Source organism: Kitasatospora sp. NPDC059327 (assembly GCF_042752535.1).
Classification (GTDB): Bacteria; Actinomycetota; Actinomycetes; order Streptomycetales; family Streptomycetaceae; genus Kitasatospora.
Map to the genome: position 1 here is coordinate 1 of NZ_JBHYYB010000145.1, position 15326 is coordinate 15326.

At 70.9% G+C, this 15326-nt stretch carries 9 protein-coding genes and 1 tRNA gene; 1 reads left to right on the forward strand and 9 read right to left on the reverse strand.

Annotated features, from left to right (window positions below; all coding sequences use genetic code 11):
• On the reverse strand, nucleotides 1-403 hold a 403-nt coding region (locus ACFXHB_RS41370), incomplete at its 3' end, for a helix-turn-helix domain-containing protein (RefSeq protein WP_380581785.1).
• A 160-nt stretch (nucleotides 404-563) separates the two neighbouring features.
• Between ACFXHB_RS41370 and ACFXHB_RS41375 the strand changes: the two genes are divergently transcribed.
• Complete coding sequence (locus tag ACFXHB_RS41375) at nucleotides 564-1664, forward strand: ADP-ribosylglycohydrolase family protein (protein WP_380581787.1); 1101 nt, start codon at nucleotides 564-566, stop codon at nucleotides 1662-1664.
• Nucleotides 1665-1726: 62 nt separating this feature from the next.
• Here the strand turns inward: ACFXHB_RS41375 and ACFXHB_RS41380 are convergent, their stop codons facing one another.
• The 8 genes from ACFXHB_RS41380 to rpoB all read right to left on the reverse strand — a co-directional run bounded on the left by ACFXHB_RS41380 (nucleotide 1727) and on the right by rpoB (nucleotide 14479).
• Nucleotides 1727-3088, reverse strand: a complete 1362-nt coding sequence (locus ACFXHB_RS41380; protein ID WP_380581789.1) for a serpin family protein — start codon at nucleotides 3086-3088, stop codon at nucleotides 1727-1729.
• Between the two features lie 129 nt (nucleotides 3089-3217).
• Entirely contained in the window at nucleotides 3218-4213 is a 996-nt protein-coding gene (locus ACFXHB_RS41385; protein WP_380581791.1) for an ADP-ribosylglycohydrolase family protein, read from the reverse strand.
• An 8-nt stretch (nucleotides 4214-4221) separates the two neighbouring features.
• Nucleotides 4222-5436, reverse strand: coding sequence for a cytochrome P450 (locus ACFXHB_RS41390; protein WP_380581793.1), 1215 nt, complete (start codon nucleotides 5434-5436; stop codon nucleotides 4222-4224).
• 93 nt (nucleotides 5437-5529) lie between these two features.
• Nucleotides 5530-6270, reverse strand: coding sequence for an NAD-dependent deacetylase (locus tag ACFXHB_RS41395; RefSeq protein ID WP_380581795.1), 741 nt, complete (start codon nucleotides 6268-6270; stop codon nucleotides 5530-5532).
• 96 nt (nucleotides 6271-6366) lie between these two features.
• On the reverse strand, nucleotides 6367-6567 hold the full coding sequence (locus ACFXHB_RS41400; protein ID WP_380581797.1) for a hypothetical protein: 201 nt from the start codon (nucleotides 6565-6567) through the stop codon (nucleotides 6367-6369).
• A gap of 172 nt (nucleotides 6568-6739) precedes the next feature.
• Nucleotides 6740-6813 (reverse strand) — tRNA-Met (locus ACFXHB_RS41405).
• Nucleotides 6814-7005: 192 nt separating this feature from the next.
• Nucleotides 7006-10899: a DNA-directed RNA polymerase subunit beta' gene (locus tag ACFXHB_RS41410; RefSeq protein WP_380581799.1), complete on the reverse strand. Its 3894-nt coding sequence runs from the start codon at nucleotides 10897-10899 to the stop codon at nucleotides 7006-7008.
• Nucleotides 10900-11002: 103 nt separating this feature from the next.
• The gene (gene rpoB / locus ACFXHB_RS41415) at nucleotides 11003-14479 is read right to left on the reverse strand and encodes a DNA-directed RNA polymerase subunit beta (RefSeq protein ID WP_380581801.1); all 3477 of its coding nucleotides are present in this window, start codon (nucleotides 14477-14479) and stop codon (nucleotides 11003-11005) included.
• Between the last annotated feature and the right edge of the window lie 847 nt (nucleotides 14480-15326).

The window sequence follows — 15326 nt, forward strand, 5'->3', positions numbered from 1 at the left end:
TGTCGTGCCGCTGGTAGCGCTGGGACGAGGGCAGCCGGTTCAGGCCCAGCCGTTTGAGGATGCGGTAGACGGCGGAACAGGCGATGTCGATGTCGTGATACCGCTTGAGGTACATCTGGATCTTCATCGGGCCGAAGTGGTAGTTCTGCCGCAGGTAGACGATCTTGTTCACGATGTCGGCATCGGTGGCGTTCGGGCTGTGGTGCGGCGCGCTGGAGCGGTCGCGCAGGCCCCCGATGCCCTCCTCACGGTAGCGCCGCTGCCACCTGTAGAAGCAGTTGCGGCTGATCCCGTAGTACCGGCAGGTCTGCGAGACGTTCCCGCTGACCTCCTCGGCGTGTCTCAGGACCGCCAGGCGCCGCTGGGCCTGGCGGTCCTGCTGCTGTTGCTGCGAAGGGGGCATGACAGGACTCCGTCGTAGTCGGAGATCCATGTGTCACCAACGTCCAGCAGTTTTATACCTAGGGCCTGATAGAACGGACATCGTCAGGGCCGGTCCGGCCGGTCCGGCCGCTCCCGGCCCGATCGGCCGGACCGGCCCCCAGGAGCGAGGGGGAGCGACGGTGACGGAGTCGGGGTACGCGGACCGGGTGCGCGGGGCACTGCTCGGCGGGGGCATCGGGGACGCCCTGGGCTGGCCGGTGGAGTTCCAGCAGCTGCGGCAGATCCGGGAGCGGTACGGCCCGGCCGGAGTGACCGGGCTGCCGAGCGGCGGCCGGATCGCCGAGGTCACCGACGACACCCAGATGACGCTGTTCACCGCCGAGGGGCTGATCCGCGGCTTCGTCCGGGGCTGGTCGGGCGGTGGCGGCTCGGTGCCGGAGGCCGTCCACGGCGCCTACCGGCGCTGGCTGCTGACGCAGCGGCAGGGCGCGCCGGACCAGGGGCCGCTCCCCCGCCCGTACGACGGCTGGCTGCTGCGGCAGCCGTTCCTGTACGCGCGGCGGGCGCCGGGCAACGCCTGTCTGACGGGGGTGTCGTACCACCCGGAGTTCCAGGCGCCGGCGCCGTTCGGGCAGCCGGGGCCGATCAACGCGCACTCCAAGGGGTGCGGCACGGTGATGCGCTCGGCGCCGTTCGGGCTGGCCCGGCTGGGCGCCGAGCAGTCCTTCGGGCTGGCCGCGCAGTGCGCGCAGCTCACCCACGGGCACCCGACCGGCTATCTGGCGGCGGGCGCGTTCGCGTCGCTGGTCGAGCGGCTGGTGGACGGGGTCGAGCCGTGGACGGCGGTGGGTCAGGTCGTCGAGCAGACCCGGGACCTGCCGGCCTCCAAGGAGACCGTCCTGGCGCTGCACCGGGCGGTACGGGTGGCCGAGGAGGCCGAGCCCTCGGCGGAGGCGGTGGAGCGGGTCGGGCTGGGCTGGATCGCCGAGGAGTGCCTGGCGATCGCGGTGTACTGCCTGCTGGCCGCCGCGTCCGGGCCGGACCCGGCCCGCACGGCGCTGCTGCTCTCGGTGAACCACTCCGGGGACAGCGACTCCACCGGCGCGGTCTGCGGCAACCTGGTCGGCGCGGCGTACGGCGCGGCGGCGCTGCCGGCGGCGTGGACCGAGGCCGTCGAGGGCGGGGAGACGCTGCTGCGGGTGGCGGACGACCTGCTGGTGCTGTTCGGCAGCCGCGAACCGACCCATCCGGCGCTCGGCGGGCGCTACCCGGCCTGGTGACCGGACGCCCGCGGCGGCCGGCGCCGCGGGCCGTCCGGCGGGTCGGTACGCCGGCGGGTCGGTCAGCCCGCCCGCGGGTCGGTGACCTGGCCGAGGAAGAGCGGCCGGCCGGTCGTGGTGTCCCTGATCAGGAACAGGAACGGCCGGTCGATGTGCAGCTCGACGGCCCGCTTCGGGGCCGCCGCGGACACCGCCTCCATGCCGGCACCGCTGCCGGCGGCGGCCACCGTGCCCTCCTCGTCCACCTGGACGGTGGCCTTCTGCACCACCGTGCTGATCCTCAGCCGCTCGGCCGTCCCCGGTCCGGGGATGCCACCGAGGTCGGCGGCGTCGAAGGCGGCGTTGACGCCGAGCGCGCGCAGGGCCGGCGTCAGTTCGTTGGCCGTGTCGACGCGGAACCGCGGCAGGGTGAGGTCGACGGACCGCTCGGCGAGCGAGTCCAGGATCATCGTGAGCTGGACGTGGTCCAGGCCCTTGGCGAAGGCGTCGAACCCGCCCTGCGCGGGCACCAGCAGGTCCATCGCCACGGCGCCGTCCGCGTAGGGCAGTTCGACCGCCTGCCAGGGCTGGCCGAGGATGCCGCCGGAGCCGTCGGCGTAGCGCAGGGTGCCGCTCCTGGCCATCGTGGGGACGGCGGGGGTCGAACCGTCCGGGTGGTGGAACGGCCGGTCGGAGGTCTGCGAGGGCTGGAACGGGGTGGCCCACCTCGCCTTGAGGTGGAGCGCGTCGGTGAGCGCCAGACGGGTGTCCCGGTTGATCGCCTTCTCCCCGAAGAGGTCCTTGACCCGGCCCTCGGTCGCCTTCTCCACCGACGCGTTGACGCTCCGGCGGGCGGCCGCCGGGTCGCCGCGGAAGTCGGCGGTGCGCACGCCGGTGCCGAAGGCGGCGGCGAGGGTGCCCAGGTAGTCCTGGTCGAGCGGGAAACCCCGCTGGACCCAGAGGTCGTCCGTCTGGCGCAGGGTCGGACCGTCGGTGGGCGCGGTGGCGCGGTTGAGCGCGCCGGTGGCGAGGGCGTACTGCCGCGGGGTGAGCCCGGTGTGCAGGGCCTTGGCGAGTTCGTCGGCGGTGGTGCCGCGGGCACCGGGCAGCACCATGGCGAGCACGGTGGCCAGACCGGACGGGGAGAGCACGAGGTTGCGGCCGGTCCCTTCGGGCGCGGCGGCGAGGGTGTGCAGCAGGTCCAGGCCGAAGGCGCCGGTCGCGGCGGCGGTCGCCGACACATGGGCCGGGTCGGCGGGCGGGGCGGAGGTGGGCACGGAGGCCCGGACGACGACCGGGTCGGCGGCGCCGGTGCTGCCGCAGCCGGTGAGCAGCGGTGCGGCGAGCGCGGCGGCGAGGACCGGGGCGAGGGTCGGGGCGAGGGTCGGGGCGAGGGTCGGGGTCGCCGGACGGCGGCGGGTGCGACTGCGGGTGCGGCTCGTCATGGCGGTTCGACGCGGCACCCGCCCGGCCGGTTCCACCGCTCCGCCGGCTGCCCCGCGCCCCGCGCCCCGCGCCCCGGCACGGTTCTCCCGCGCCCCCGCCGGGGCACGTCCGGCCGGGGCGCGTCGCCGTCAGTCCCAGAGCGCGCCGAAGGCGAGCAGCTCGTCCCGGTGCTCGATCCGCTCGACCCAGTCCGCCGGCCAGGCCGAGGCACCCAGGTGCGCGCCGGCGAAGGCCCCGGTCAGGCAGGCGATGGAGTCGGAGTCGCCGGAGGAGTAGGCGGCCCGGCGCACGGCGGCGACCGGGTCGTCCGGCAGCAGGAGGAAGCAGAGCAGGCCGGTGGCGAGCGCCTCCTCGGCGATCCAGCCCTCACCGGTGGCCAGGCACGGGTCCGCCTCGACGTCGGGCTCGGCGAGCGCCGCGTCCAGCCGGTCGAGCACGCCCAGGCAGTCCTCCCAGCCGCGGGCGGTGAAGTGCTCGGGCGAGGGGTCCTGGGCGAGCTTCGCGAGGTCACCGAGCCAGAAGTCGTCGTACCGGGTGCGGTGGGCCAACGCGTACGCCCGCAGCTCGGCGGTCAGCGCGGACGGTGCCAGGCCCTCGGTGAGCCGGCGCACGGCGTACGCGGTGAGGTCACTGGCCGCGAGCGCGGTCGGGTGGCCGTGGGTGAGGGCGGACTGCAGCTGGGCGGCCCCGGAGAGCTGGCGCGGGGTCAGCTCCTTGACCAGGCCGATCGGGGCGACCCGCATGTTGGCACCGCAGCCCTTGGAGCCGAGGTCGCTCGCCGCCTGCCAACGACGGCCGTCGCTGAGCCGTTGGCAGGAGCGCAGGCAGGTCATCCCCAGCGCCCGGTTGTTCTGCGGCGAGCGCCACCAGTCGACGAACTCCTCCCGCACCGGCCGTTCCAGGCGCAGCGGGCCGAGCGGGCCGCGCTCCAGGGCGGTGCGCAGGCCGCGGGCGAGGGCGAGCGTCATCTGGGTGTCGTCGGTGACGAGCGCCTTGGCCGGCAGCGGGAGCCGCCGCCAGTCCTCGCAGTACCGGGCGATGTGCTCGATCTCGTCGAACTCGGTGCGGTGCCCCAGCGCGTCACCGATCGCCAGGCCCAGCAGTGTTCCCGTCGCCCTGTCCACGGCTCCCCCTAGATCTCCACCAGCAGTTCCTCCAGCCCCCGGATCACGTACCCCGGGCGCCACTCGGGCTCGCGGACCAGCCGCAGGCCGGGCGCCCGGCGCAGCAGCGCGCCGTAGGACTCGGTGAGCTCCAGTCTGGCGAGCGGGGCGCCGAGACAGAAGTGGATTCCGGCGCCGAAGGTGACGTGCGGGTTGTCGGCGCGGCCGAGGTCGAGCCGGTCGGGGTCGGTGAAGCGGGCCGGGTCCCGGTTGGCGGAGCCGAAGAGCAGCGCGATCTCGGAGCCGCGCGGGACGGTGACGCCGCGGACCTCGATGTCCTCCAGCACCCAGCGTTCGAACATCTGCAGCGGGGTGTCCCAGCGCATCAGCTCCTCGACGGCGGTGGGCAGCAGGTCGTCCACCGATCCGCGCAGCCGGGCGAGTTCGCCGGGGTTGCGGAACAGCGCCCACCAGCCGTTCCCGGTGGTGTTGACGGTCGCCTCGTGGCCGGCGTTGAGCAGCAGCACGCAGGTGGAGATCATCTCCTGCTCGCTGAGCGCGTCGGCGCCCTCCTGGGCCTGGATCAGCGCGCTGATCAGGTCGCCGCCGGGCTCGGCCCGCCGCGCGCGGATCAGGGCGCGCAGGTAGTCGGAGAACTCGGTGCTCGCGGTGACCGCCCGGCGGGCGGCCTCCTGGGTCGGGTTGAGCTCGAACATGCCGGTGATGTCGGCGGACCACGGCCGCAGGAGGTGCCGGTCGCTCTCGGGCACGCCCAGCATCTCGGCGATCACCGCGACGGGCAGCGGCTCGGCGACGGCGGCGAGCAGGTCGCCGCCGCCGGCCGCGAGCAGCCCGTCCACCAGGTCCGCGGCGAGCCGCCGGACGGTCGGGCGCAGCCCCTCGACCATGCGCGGGGTGAAGGCCTTGGAGACCAGCCGCCGGATCCGGGTGTGGTCCGGCGCCTCCAGGTCGAGCAGCCCGTGGTCGTTGAGGGTGTGGAACGGCTCGTGCGCCGGGTCGGGCGCGGGCCGGCCGAACTCCTCGTGGGTGAAGCGGTGGGTGTACGTCCGCCCCAGCCGCCGGTCCCGCAGCAGCGCGCCGACGTCCTCGTGGCGCGAGACCAGCCACTGGCCGGTCGGCTCGTAGTACGTCACCGGGGCGTGCTCGCGCAGCTCGGTGTACGCGTCGTAGGGGTGGGCCACGAACGCCGCCGACCAGGGGTCGAACTTCGCCGTCGTCGTCATCGATCGATCACTCCTGGCCGTGCGAGGGGAAGCCGGGGTGATCATCGTACGCACGCGGTCGGTCCGGTCGGCGGGCGCTCGGGCCCGGGGCGGCTAGGAGTGCTCGGCCACCAGCCGGCGGACCAGCGCCGGGAGCGCGGTGGAGATCGGCTCGCGGACCACCTCGTCCGCCGCCTCGTCGAACGGCGTGGGCTCGCCGTTGACCACGATGAGCCGGGCACCGGACTCCAGCGCGATCTGCGGCAGGGCCGCCACCGGGTACACCTGGAGGCTGGTGCCGACGGCGATGAACAGGTCGCAGGCCTTGGCCACGGCGTCGGCCTGCTGGAGCACCACCGGGTCCAGGGGCTGGCCGAACATCACCGTGCGGGGCTTGAGCACCCCGTCGCAGTCCCGGCAGGCCGGGTCGGGGTCGCCGGCGGCGACGCGCTCCAGCGCCTCGGCCATCGGGCCGACGGCGTGGCAGCGCACGCACTCCACCTCCCGCGCGGTGCCGTGCAGTTCGAACACCTTGCGGGCGGACGTCCCGGCCCGCTGGTGCAGGCCGTCGACGTTCTGGGTGAGCACCCGCACCGGCAGGCCGCTGCGCTCCAGCTCGACCAGCGCGAGGTGTCCGGCGTTCGGCTCGGCGGCCAGGGCGCCCGCGTCCCGGCGCATCAGCCAGGCCTGCCGGCGGACCTCGGGATCGGCCAGGTACGGGCCGATCGTGACGAGCCGCTGGGCCGGCGGGTCCCGCTGCCAGAGGCCGTTCGGCCCCCGGTAGTCGGGGATGCCGGAGTCGGTGGAGATACCGGCACCGGTGAGGACGGCGATCAGCGGACGCTTGGCGGTCATGCCCCGGACGCTACGGGCCGGGGACGGTGCGCCACCACCGAATTCCCGGGCCGGGCCGGCCGCCCCACCCCCGTGGGAGCGGCCGGCCCGGCCCGGTCAGCCCGCGACCACGTGCCGCGCCCCGCCGCACCCGGCCAACGGCGCCAGTGACACCAGGTAGAGCACCGCGTGCGCCAGGACGTCGTGCGTCTCCCGGACGATCCGCCCCCGCTCCTGCGCCACCGCGTACGCCTCCCCCGCCGGTACCCGGACCCGGACCCCGCCGGTGATCGCCATCGCACCCAGTGCCCGCCTCACGGCCGGCTCCCCTCCACGTCCGTTCCTCCGACGCCGAGAAGCCTCCCCCGTCGCCGCCGGGCGGCGCCTCGCCCTCCCGGGCGGTTCGACCCGATCCCCCGTACGAGGGAGCCCGAGGTTCCGGGAACGCCGAAGGGCCCGGAGGCTGAATGCCTCCGGGCCCTTCGTTTTGTAGCGGGGACAGGATTTGAACCTGCGACCTCTGGGTTATGAGCCCAGCGAGCTACCGAGCTGCTCCACCCCGCGTCGGTAAACACGACTCTACGCGACTTCCGCCGGGGAACCTAATCCGTTGATCTCCGGCTCCCGCGGCGGCCGCCCAGCGGCTCCGCGGCGGCCCCGGACGAACCCCTGCTGAGGTCCGCCAGGTGCCCCGGAACGCCGCCGGGCGGCCACCCCCCGTGAGGGGTGACCGCCCGGCGGTTCGTGACCGTGGACTCAGCCGGTGTACGGGCCGTAGTCGTAGTCGTCCAGCGGGACCGCCTGGCCGGAGCCGGCGCCGAAGGGCGACAGGTCGTAGTCGTCGTAGCCGACGGCCGAGTACATCGCGGCCTTGGCCTCCTCGGTCGGCTCGACCCGGATGTTGCGGTAGCGGGGCAGACCCGTACCGGCCGGGATGAGCTTACCGAGGATGACGTTCTCCTTGAGGCCCAGCAGCGGGTCCGACTTGGCGTGGATCGCCGCGTCGGTGAGGACCCGGGTCGTCTCCTGGAAGGAGGCGGCCGACAGCCAGGACTCGGTGGCCAGCGAGGCCTTGGTGATACCCATCAGCTGCGGACGGCCGGAGGCGGGGTGACCGCCCTCGGAGACCACGCGACGGTTCTCGGTCTCGAAGCGGCCGCGCTCGACGAGCTCGCCCGGGAGCAGCTCGGCGTCGCCCGACTCGATGATCGTCACGCGGCGGAGCATCTGCCGGATGATGATCTCGATGTGCTTGTCGTGGATCGACACGCCCTGCGAGTTGTAGACCTTCTGGACCTCGGCGACCAGGTGGATCTGGACGGCACGCTGGCCCATGATCCGCAGCACGTCGTGCGGGTTGGTGGCACCCATGGTCAGCTTCTGGCCGACCGCGACCGCCTCGCCCTCGCTGACGAGCAGCTTCACACGCTTCGAGACCGGGTAGGCGATCTCGTCGGTGCCGTCGTCCGGCGTGACGACCAGCTTGCGGGTCTTCTCGGTGTCCTCGATGCGGACCCGGCCCTGCGCCTCCGAGATCGGGGCCACACCCTTGGGGGTACGGGCCTCGAAGAGCTCGACGACACGGGGCAGACCCTGCGTGATGTCGTCACCGGCCACACCACCGGTGTGGAAGGTACGCATGGTCAGCTGGGTACCGGGCTCACCGATGGACTGGGCGGCGATGATGCCGACCGCCTCACCGATGTCGACCAGCTTGCCGGTGGCCAGCGAGCGGCCGTAGCAGAAGGCACAGGTGCCGACGGCCGACTCACAGGTCAGGATCGAGCGGGTCTTGACCTCGCTGATGCCGTGGCGGATCAGCTCGTCGATCAGCACGTCACCGAGGTCGGTGTTGGCGGTGGCGAGGAGCTTGCCGTCCACCGTGATGTCCTCGGCGAGCATGCGGGCGTAGACGCTGGTCTCGACGTCGTCCGTCTTGCGCAGGACGCCGTCGGCACCGACGGTGCCGATCGCCAGCTTCAGGCCGCGCTCGGTGCCGCAGTCCTCCTCGCGAATGATGACGTCCTGGGAGACGTCGACCAGACGACGGGTGAGGTAGCCGGAGTCGGCGGTACGAAGAGCGGTGTCGGCCAGACCCTTACGGGCACCGTGGGTCGAGATGAAGTACTCGAGAACGGTGAGGCCCTCACGGAACGACGCCTTGATGGGACGGGCGATCGTCTCGTTCTTCGCGTTCGACACCAGACCACGCATACCGGCGATCTGGCGCATCTGCATCATGTTTCCTCGAGCGCCCGAGTCCACCATCATGAAGATGGGGTTGGTCTTCTCGAAGTTGGCGTTCATCGCCTCGGCGACCTCGTTGGTCGCCCGGGTCCAGATGCCGATGAGCTCCTGCTTGCGCTCGTCGTTGGTGATCAGACCGCGCTCGTACTGCTTCTGGATCTTCTCGGCCTGCGCTTCGTAGCCCTCAAGGATCTGGGCCTTCTGCGGCGGGACGACGACGTCCGAGATCGAGACGGTGACACCCGAGCGGGTGGCCCAGTGGAAACCGGCCGCCTTCAGGTTGTCCAGGGTCGCCGCGACGACGACCTTGGGGTAGCGCTCCGCCAGGTCGTTGACGATCGCGGAGAGCTGCTTCTTGCCCACCTCGTAGTCGACGAACGGGTAGTCCTCGGGCAGCAGCTCGTTGAAGAGCGCGCGGCCCAGGGTGGTCCGCAGGCGGAAGGACTCGCCCTCGAACCAGGCCGGCTGACCGTCCTCGTCGACCGGCGGGGTCCAGCCGCGGGGCGGGACGGTGCCGATCGGCAGGCGGACGTCGATGACGGCCTGGACGTCCAGCTCCTTGGCGTCGAACGCCATGACCGCCTCGGCGGTCGAGGAGAAGGAGCGACCGTCACCCTTGACCTTCGGCCGGTCCGAGGTGAGGAAGAACAGACCGAGCACCATGTCCTGGGTCGGCATGGTGACGGGGCGACCGTCGGCCGGCTTCAGGATGTTGTTCGAGGACAGCATCAGGATGCGGGCCTCGGCCTGCGCCTCCGCGGAGAGCGGCAGGTGGACGGCCATCTGGTCACCGTCGAAGTCCGCGTTGAACGCGGTGCAGACGAGCGGGTGGATCTGGATGGCCTTGCCCTCGACCAGCTGCGGCTCGAAGGCCTGGATGCCGAGGCGGTGCAGGGTGGGCGCACGGTTCAGCAGCACCGGGTGCTCGGCGATGACCTCTTCGAGCACGTCCCACACGACCGGGCGGGCACGCTCGACCATGCGCTTGGCCGACTTGATGTTCTGCGCGTGGTTCAGGTCCACCAGGCGCTTCATCACGAACGGCTTGAAGAGCTCCAGCGCCATGGCCTTGGGCAGACCGCACTGGTGCAGCTTGAGCTGCGGGCCGACGACGATGACCGAACGGGCCGAGTAGTCGACTCGCTTGCCGAGCAGGTTCTGACGGAAACGACCCTGCTTGCCCTTCAGCATGTCGCTGAGGGACTTCAGCGGGCGGTTGCCGGGGCCCGTGACCGGGCGACCACGACGGCCGTTGTCGAACAGCGCGTCGACGGCCTCCTGGAGCATGCGCTTCTCGTTGTTCACGATGATCTCGGGGGCGCCGAGGTCGAGAAGGCGCTTCAGGCGGTTGTTGCGGTTGATCACGCGGCGGTACAGGTCGTTCAGGTCGGAGGTCGCGAAGCGGCCACCGTCCAGCTGCACCATCGGACGCAGGTCCGGCGGGATGACCGGGACGCAGTCCAGCACCATGCCGTTGGGCTTGTTGGTGGTCTGCAGGAACGCGGAGACGACCTTGAGGCGCTTCAGCGCACGGGTCTTCTTCTGGCCCTTGCCGGTGCGGATGATCTCGCGCAGGCGCTCGGACTCCTCCGCCAGGTCGAAGGTCTCAAGGCGGTCCTTGAGGGCCGCCGCGCCCATCGAGCCGGAGAAGTAGGTGCCGAAGCGGTCGCGCAGCTCGCGGTAGAGCAGCTCGTCGCCCTCAAGGTCCTGGACCTTGAGGTTCTTGAAGCGGGCCCACACCTCGTCGAGGCGGTCGAGCTCGCGCTGCGCACGGTCGCGCAGCTGCTTCATCTCGCGCTCGGCACCCTCGCGCACCTTGCGGCGCACGTCGGCCTTGGCGCCCTCGGCCTCCAGCTCGGCCAGGTCGGTCTCGGCCTTCTTGGCACGGGCCTCAAGGTCGGAGTCGCGGCGGTTCTCGATCTGCTGACGCTCGACCGAGACGTGCGCCTCCAGGGACGGGAGGTCGCGCTGGCGACGCTCGTCGTCCACCCAGGTGATCATGTAGGCGGCGAAGTAGATGACCTTCTCAAGGTCCTTCGGCGCCAGGTCGAGCAGGTAGCCCAGGCGGGACGGGACACCCTTGAAGTACCAGATGTGGGTGACCGGGGCGGCCAGCTCGATGTGGCCCATCCGCTCACGACGCACCTTGGCGCGGGTCACCTCGACGCCGCAGCGCTCACAGATGATGCCCTTGAAGCGGACGCGCTTGTACTTGCCGCAGTAGCACTCCCAGTCCCGGGTGGGGCCGAAGATCTTCTCGCAGAAGAGCCCGTCCTTTTCCGGCTTCAGGGTGCGGTAGTTGATGGTCTCCGGCTTCTTGACCTCGCCGTGCGACCACTGGCGGATGTCGTCGGCGGTGGCCAGGCCGATGCGGAGCTCGTCGAAGAAGTTGACGTCAAGCACTGGTCGTCAAGCCCTCTTTCGTAAGTCGAGAGTCGTTCATGTGGTCTGAGGGGGGCCTGGGGGCGGGCCGGCTCTTCGTGGTCAAGAGCCGGCCCGGCCTCCGTCAGACCTCTTCGACGCTGCTCGGCTCGCGCCGGGACAGGTCGATGCCGAGCTCCTCGGCGGCGCGGAACACGTCCTCGTCGGAGTCCCGCATCTCGATGGACTGGCCGTCCGAGGACAGCACCTCCACGTTGAGGCAGAGCGACTGCATTTCCTTGATGAGAACCTTGAAGGACTCGGGAATGCCGGGCTCGGGGATGTTCTCGCCCTTGACGATGGCCTCGTAGACCTTCACGCGGCCGAGAACGTCGTCGGACTTGATGGTCAGGAGCTCCTGCAGGGCGTAGGCGGCGCCGTACGCCTCAAGGGCCCACACCTCCATCTCACCGAAGCGCTGACCACCGAACTGCGCCTTACCACCGAGCGGCTGCTGGGTGATCATCGAGTACGGACCGGTCGAACGGGCGTGCAGCTTGTCGTCGACCAGGTGGTGCAGCTTGAGGATGTACATGTAGCCGACCGAGACCGGCATGGGGAACGGCTCGCCGGAGCGGCCGTCGAAGAGCCGGGCCTTGCCGGTGGAGTTCACCAGGCGCTCACCGTCACGGGTGAGGGTGGTGTTGTCCAGCAGGCCGGTGATCTCGTCCTCGCGGGCGCCGTCGAAGACCGGGGTGGCGAGGTTGGTGCCGCCCTGGACGGTGTCGGCGCCGATCGCCTGCAGGCGCTGGGCCCACTCGTCGGCGAGGCCGGAGACGTCCCAACCCTGCTTGGCGAGCCACCCGAGGTGGATCTCCAGGACCTGTCCCGGGTTCATTCGGGACGGGACACCCAGCGGGTTCAGGATGATGTCGACCGGGGTGCCGTCCTCCAGGAACGGCATGTCCTCGACCGGCAGGATCTTCGAGATGACGCCCTTGTTGCCGTGACGGCCGGCGAGCTTGTCACCGTTGGTGATCTTGCGCTTCTGGGCCACGTAGACGCGGACCAGCTGGTTGACGCCCGGGGGCAGCTCGTCGCCCTCTTCGCGGTCGAAGACGCGGACGCCGATGACCTTGCCGGACTCACCGTGCGGCACCTTCAGCGAGGTGTCGCGGACCTCACGGGCCTTCTCGCCGAAGATCGCGCGGAGCAGGCGCTCCTCCGGGGTCAGCTCGGTCTCGCCCTTGGGCGTGACCTTGCCGACCAGGATGTCGCCGGTGACGACGTCGGCGCCGATGCGGATGATGCCGCGCTCGTCGAGGTCCGCGAGGACCTCCTCGGAGACGTTCGGGATGTCCCGGGTGATCTCCTCGGGGCCGAGCTTGGTGTCACGGGCGTCGACCTCGTGCTCCTCGATGTGGATCGAGGAGAGGACGTCGTCCTGCACGAGGCGCTGCGACAGGATGATCGCGTCCTCGTAGTTGTGACCCTCCCAGGACATGAACGCCACGAGGAGGTTCTTGCCGAGGGCCATCTCGCCCTCGTCGGTGCAGGGGCCGTCGGCCAGCACCTGGTTGACCTCGACCCGGGAGCCCTCGTCCACGAGCACCTTCTGGTTGAAGGCGGTGCCCTGGTTGGAGCGGGTGAACTTGGCGGCGCGGTACGTGGTGTACGTGCCGTCGTCGTTCGCCACGGTGACGTAGTCGGCCGAGACCTCCTGGACGACACCGGCCTTCTCGGCGGTGATGACGTCCGCGGCGTCGACGGCGCAGCGGTACTCCATGCCGGTACCGACCAGCGGAGCCTCGCTCTTCAGCAGCGGCACCGCCTGGCGCATCATGTTCGAGCCCATGAGCGCGCGGTTGGCGTCGTCGTGCTCGAGGAACGGGATCATGGCGGTCGCGACCGACACCATCTGGCGCGGCGAGACGTCCATGTAGTCGATCTCGGTGCCCGGGATGTAGTCGATCTCGCCGCCGCGGCGGCGGACCAGGACACGCGGCTCGGCGAAGGTCAGCTCCGGCGTCAGCGGGGCGTTGGCCTGCGCGATGACGTAGCGGTCCTCCTCGTCGGCCGTGAGGTAGTCGACCTGCTCGGTGACGACACCCTCGATGACCTTGCGGTACGGGGTCTCGATGAAGCCGAACGCGTTGACCCGGCCGTACGAGGCGAGCGACCCGATCAGACCGATGTTCGGGCCTTCCGGGGTCTCGATCGGACACATGCGCCCGTAGTGCGAGGGGTGCACGTCACGGACCTCGAAGCCGGCGCGCTCACGGGAGAGACCACCGGGACCGAGGGCGGACAGACGACGCTTGTGGGTCAGGCCCGACAGCGGGTTCGTCTGGTCCATGAACTGCGACAGCTGGCTGGTGCCGAAGAACTCCTTGATGGAGGCGACGACCGGCCGGATGTTGATCAGGGTCTGCGGCGTGATCGCCTCGACGTCCTGGGTGGTCATGCGCTCGCGCACGACGCGCTCCATACGGGCGAGACCCGTACGGACCTGGTTCTGGATGAGCTCGCCGACGTTGCGCAGACGACGGTTGCCGAAGTGGTCGATGTCGTCGACCTCGACCACGATGTCGCGGCCCTCGGTGTCGCGCCACTCGGTCTCGCCCGCGTGCAGCTTCACCAGGTACTTGATCGCACCGATGATGTCGGGCTCGGTGAGCACGCCGGAGTCCAGCGACTCGGCGTTGCCCAGCTTGCGGTTGACCTTGTAACGGCCGACCTTGGCGAGGTCGTAGCGCTTCGGGTTGAAGTAGAGGTTCTCCAGAAGCGTCTGCGCGGCCTCGCGGGTCGGCGGCTCGCCCGGGCGCAGCTTGCGGTAGATGTCGAGCAGCGCGTCGTCCTGGCCCTGGGTGTGGTCCTTCTCCAGGGTGGCGCGCATCGACTCGTACTCGCCGAACTCCTCGAGAATCATCTCGTTGGTCCAGCCGAGCGCCTTGAGCAGCACGGTGACGGACTGCTTGCGCTTGCGGTCGATGCGGACGCCGACCATGTCGCGCTTGTCGATCTCCATCTCCAGCCAGGCACCACGCGAGGGGATGACCTTGCAGGAGTAGATGTCCTTGTCGGACACCTTGTCCAGGGTGGAGTCGAAGTACACACCCGGGGAGCGGACGAGCTGCGAGACGACGACACGCTCGGTGCCGTTGATCACGAACGTGCCCTTGTGGGTCATGAGCGGGAAATCGCCCATGAAGACCGTCTGAGACTTGATCTCACCGGTCTCGTTGTTGGTGAACTCGGCCGTGACGAAGAGCGGGGCCGCGAACGTGAAGTCGCGGTCCTTGCACTCGTCAATGGAGTTCTTCGGCGGCTCGAAACGGTGGTCGCGGAAGGTCAGCGACATCGACCCACTGAAGTCCTCGATCGGGGAGATCTCTTCGAAGATCTCCTCCAGACCGGACTTGGTGGGGACGTCCTGACCACTCTCCAGGGCCGCCTCGACCCGGGACTTCCAGGCCGCGTTGCCGAGCAGCCAGTCAAAGCTCTCGGTCTGCAGGGCCAGGAGGTTCGGGACCTCGAGGGGCTCCTTGATCTTCGCGAACGAGACGCGGAGCGGGGCGGTGGATGCGGCGGAATTGTTCGAGGCGTTGCGCGGCGCGGCCAAGAGGGGGGTCCTTCCGAGGGCTCGGAGCTCACTGCGCGCGTACCGGCCGGGCCTGGAAAGGTTTGGTCCCACCTCCCTCGCCACTGGCCTCCGCCTGGGGGTGAAACCCGAGGTCAGAGCCGTTTTGCGGAGGCGGTGCCAGACCCCTTCAGGGCAACGCAAACTCCGGGCGACGAGTCACGGAGCAGCTAACAGGCAGCGCAAAGGGACAGTGTAGCCAAACGGCACACTGCTGTCCAGCTCTGATTCGGAAACCGAATCGGAGACTCCTCCCGGTAGCCGGCGGACGCGAACGCCCACCGGGTACTGCACGGGCCCGGACGCTGCCGGGCCACTTCGACTCACGTGGAGTCACTTCCCTCCGGAGCCGCTGGTTATGCATCCACCAGCGAACCAACCGGGGCGGACTCGCGCCACGAGAATCGCGCGCCGCGCCTGGTTCGTCAAGGGCCCGCCTCCGACGCGGGCCTCGATCCGTTCATCGCCGCCGACCCTCCCGGCGTTACAGAAGCCGTGGTGAGGGCCACTCTCGATGACAGCGATCACCCTACCCGCCCGGACCGACAGTGCCGAGTGGGCTCTCGGCCACACTCGCGCGCCCGGGCCGGCCGGGCCCGCCGCGGGGGCGCCGCCGGCCCGGCGGGGCCCGGCGGGGCCGGCGTCCGCGTCCGGGAACGCGAAAAGGCCGGGCCGACCACCCGTGAGGGTGTTCGGCCCGGCCCGTGGCGCCGCGGGGGGGCCCGGAGGGGGGGGGGGGGGGGGCCCCCCGCGCCGGCGGGGGGCGGTTATACATAAATACCAGGGCCCCCCCCACCCAAAGAAATAGAAGGGGGGGGGCGGGGGAGAG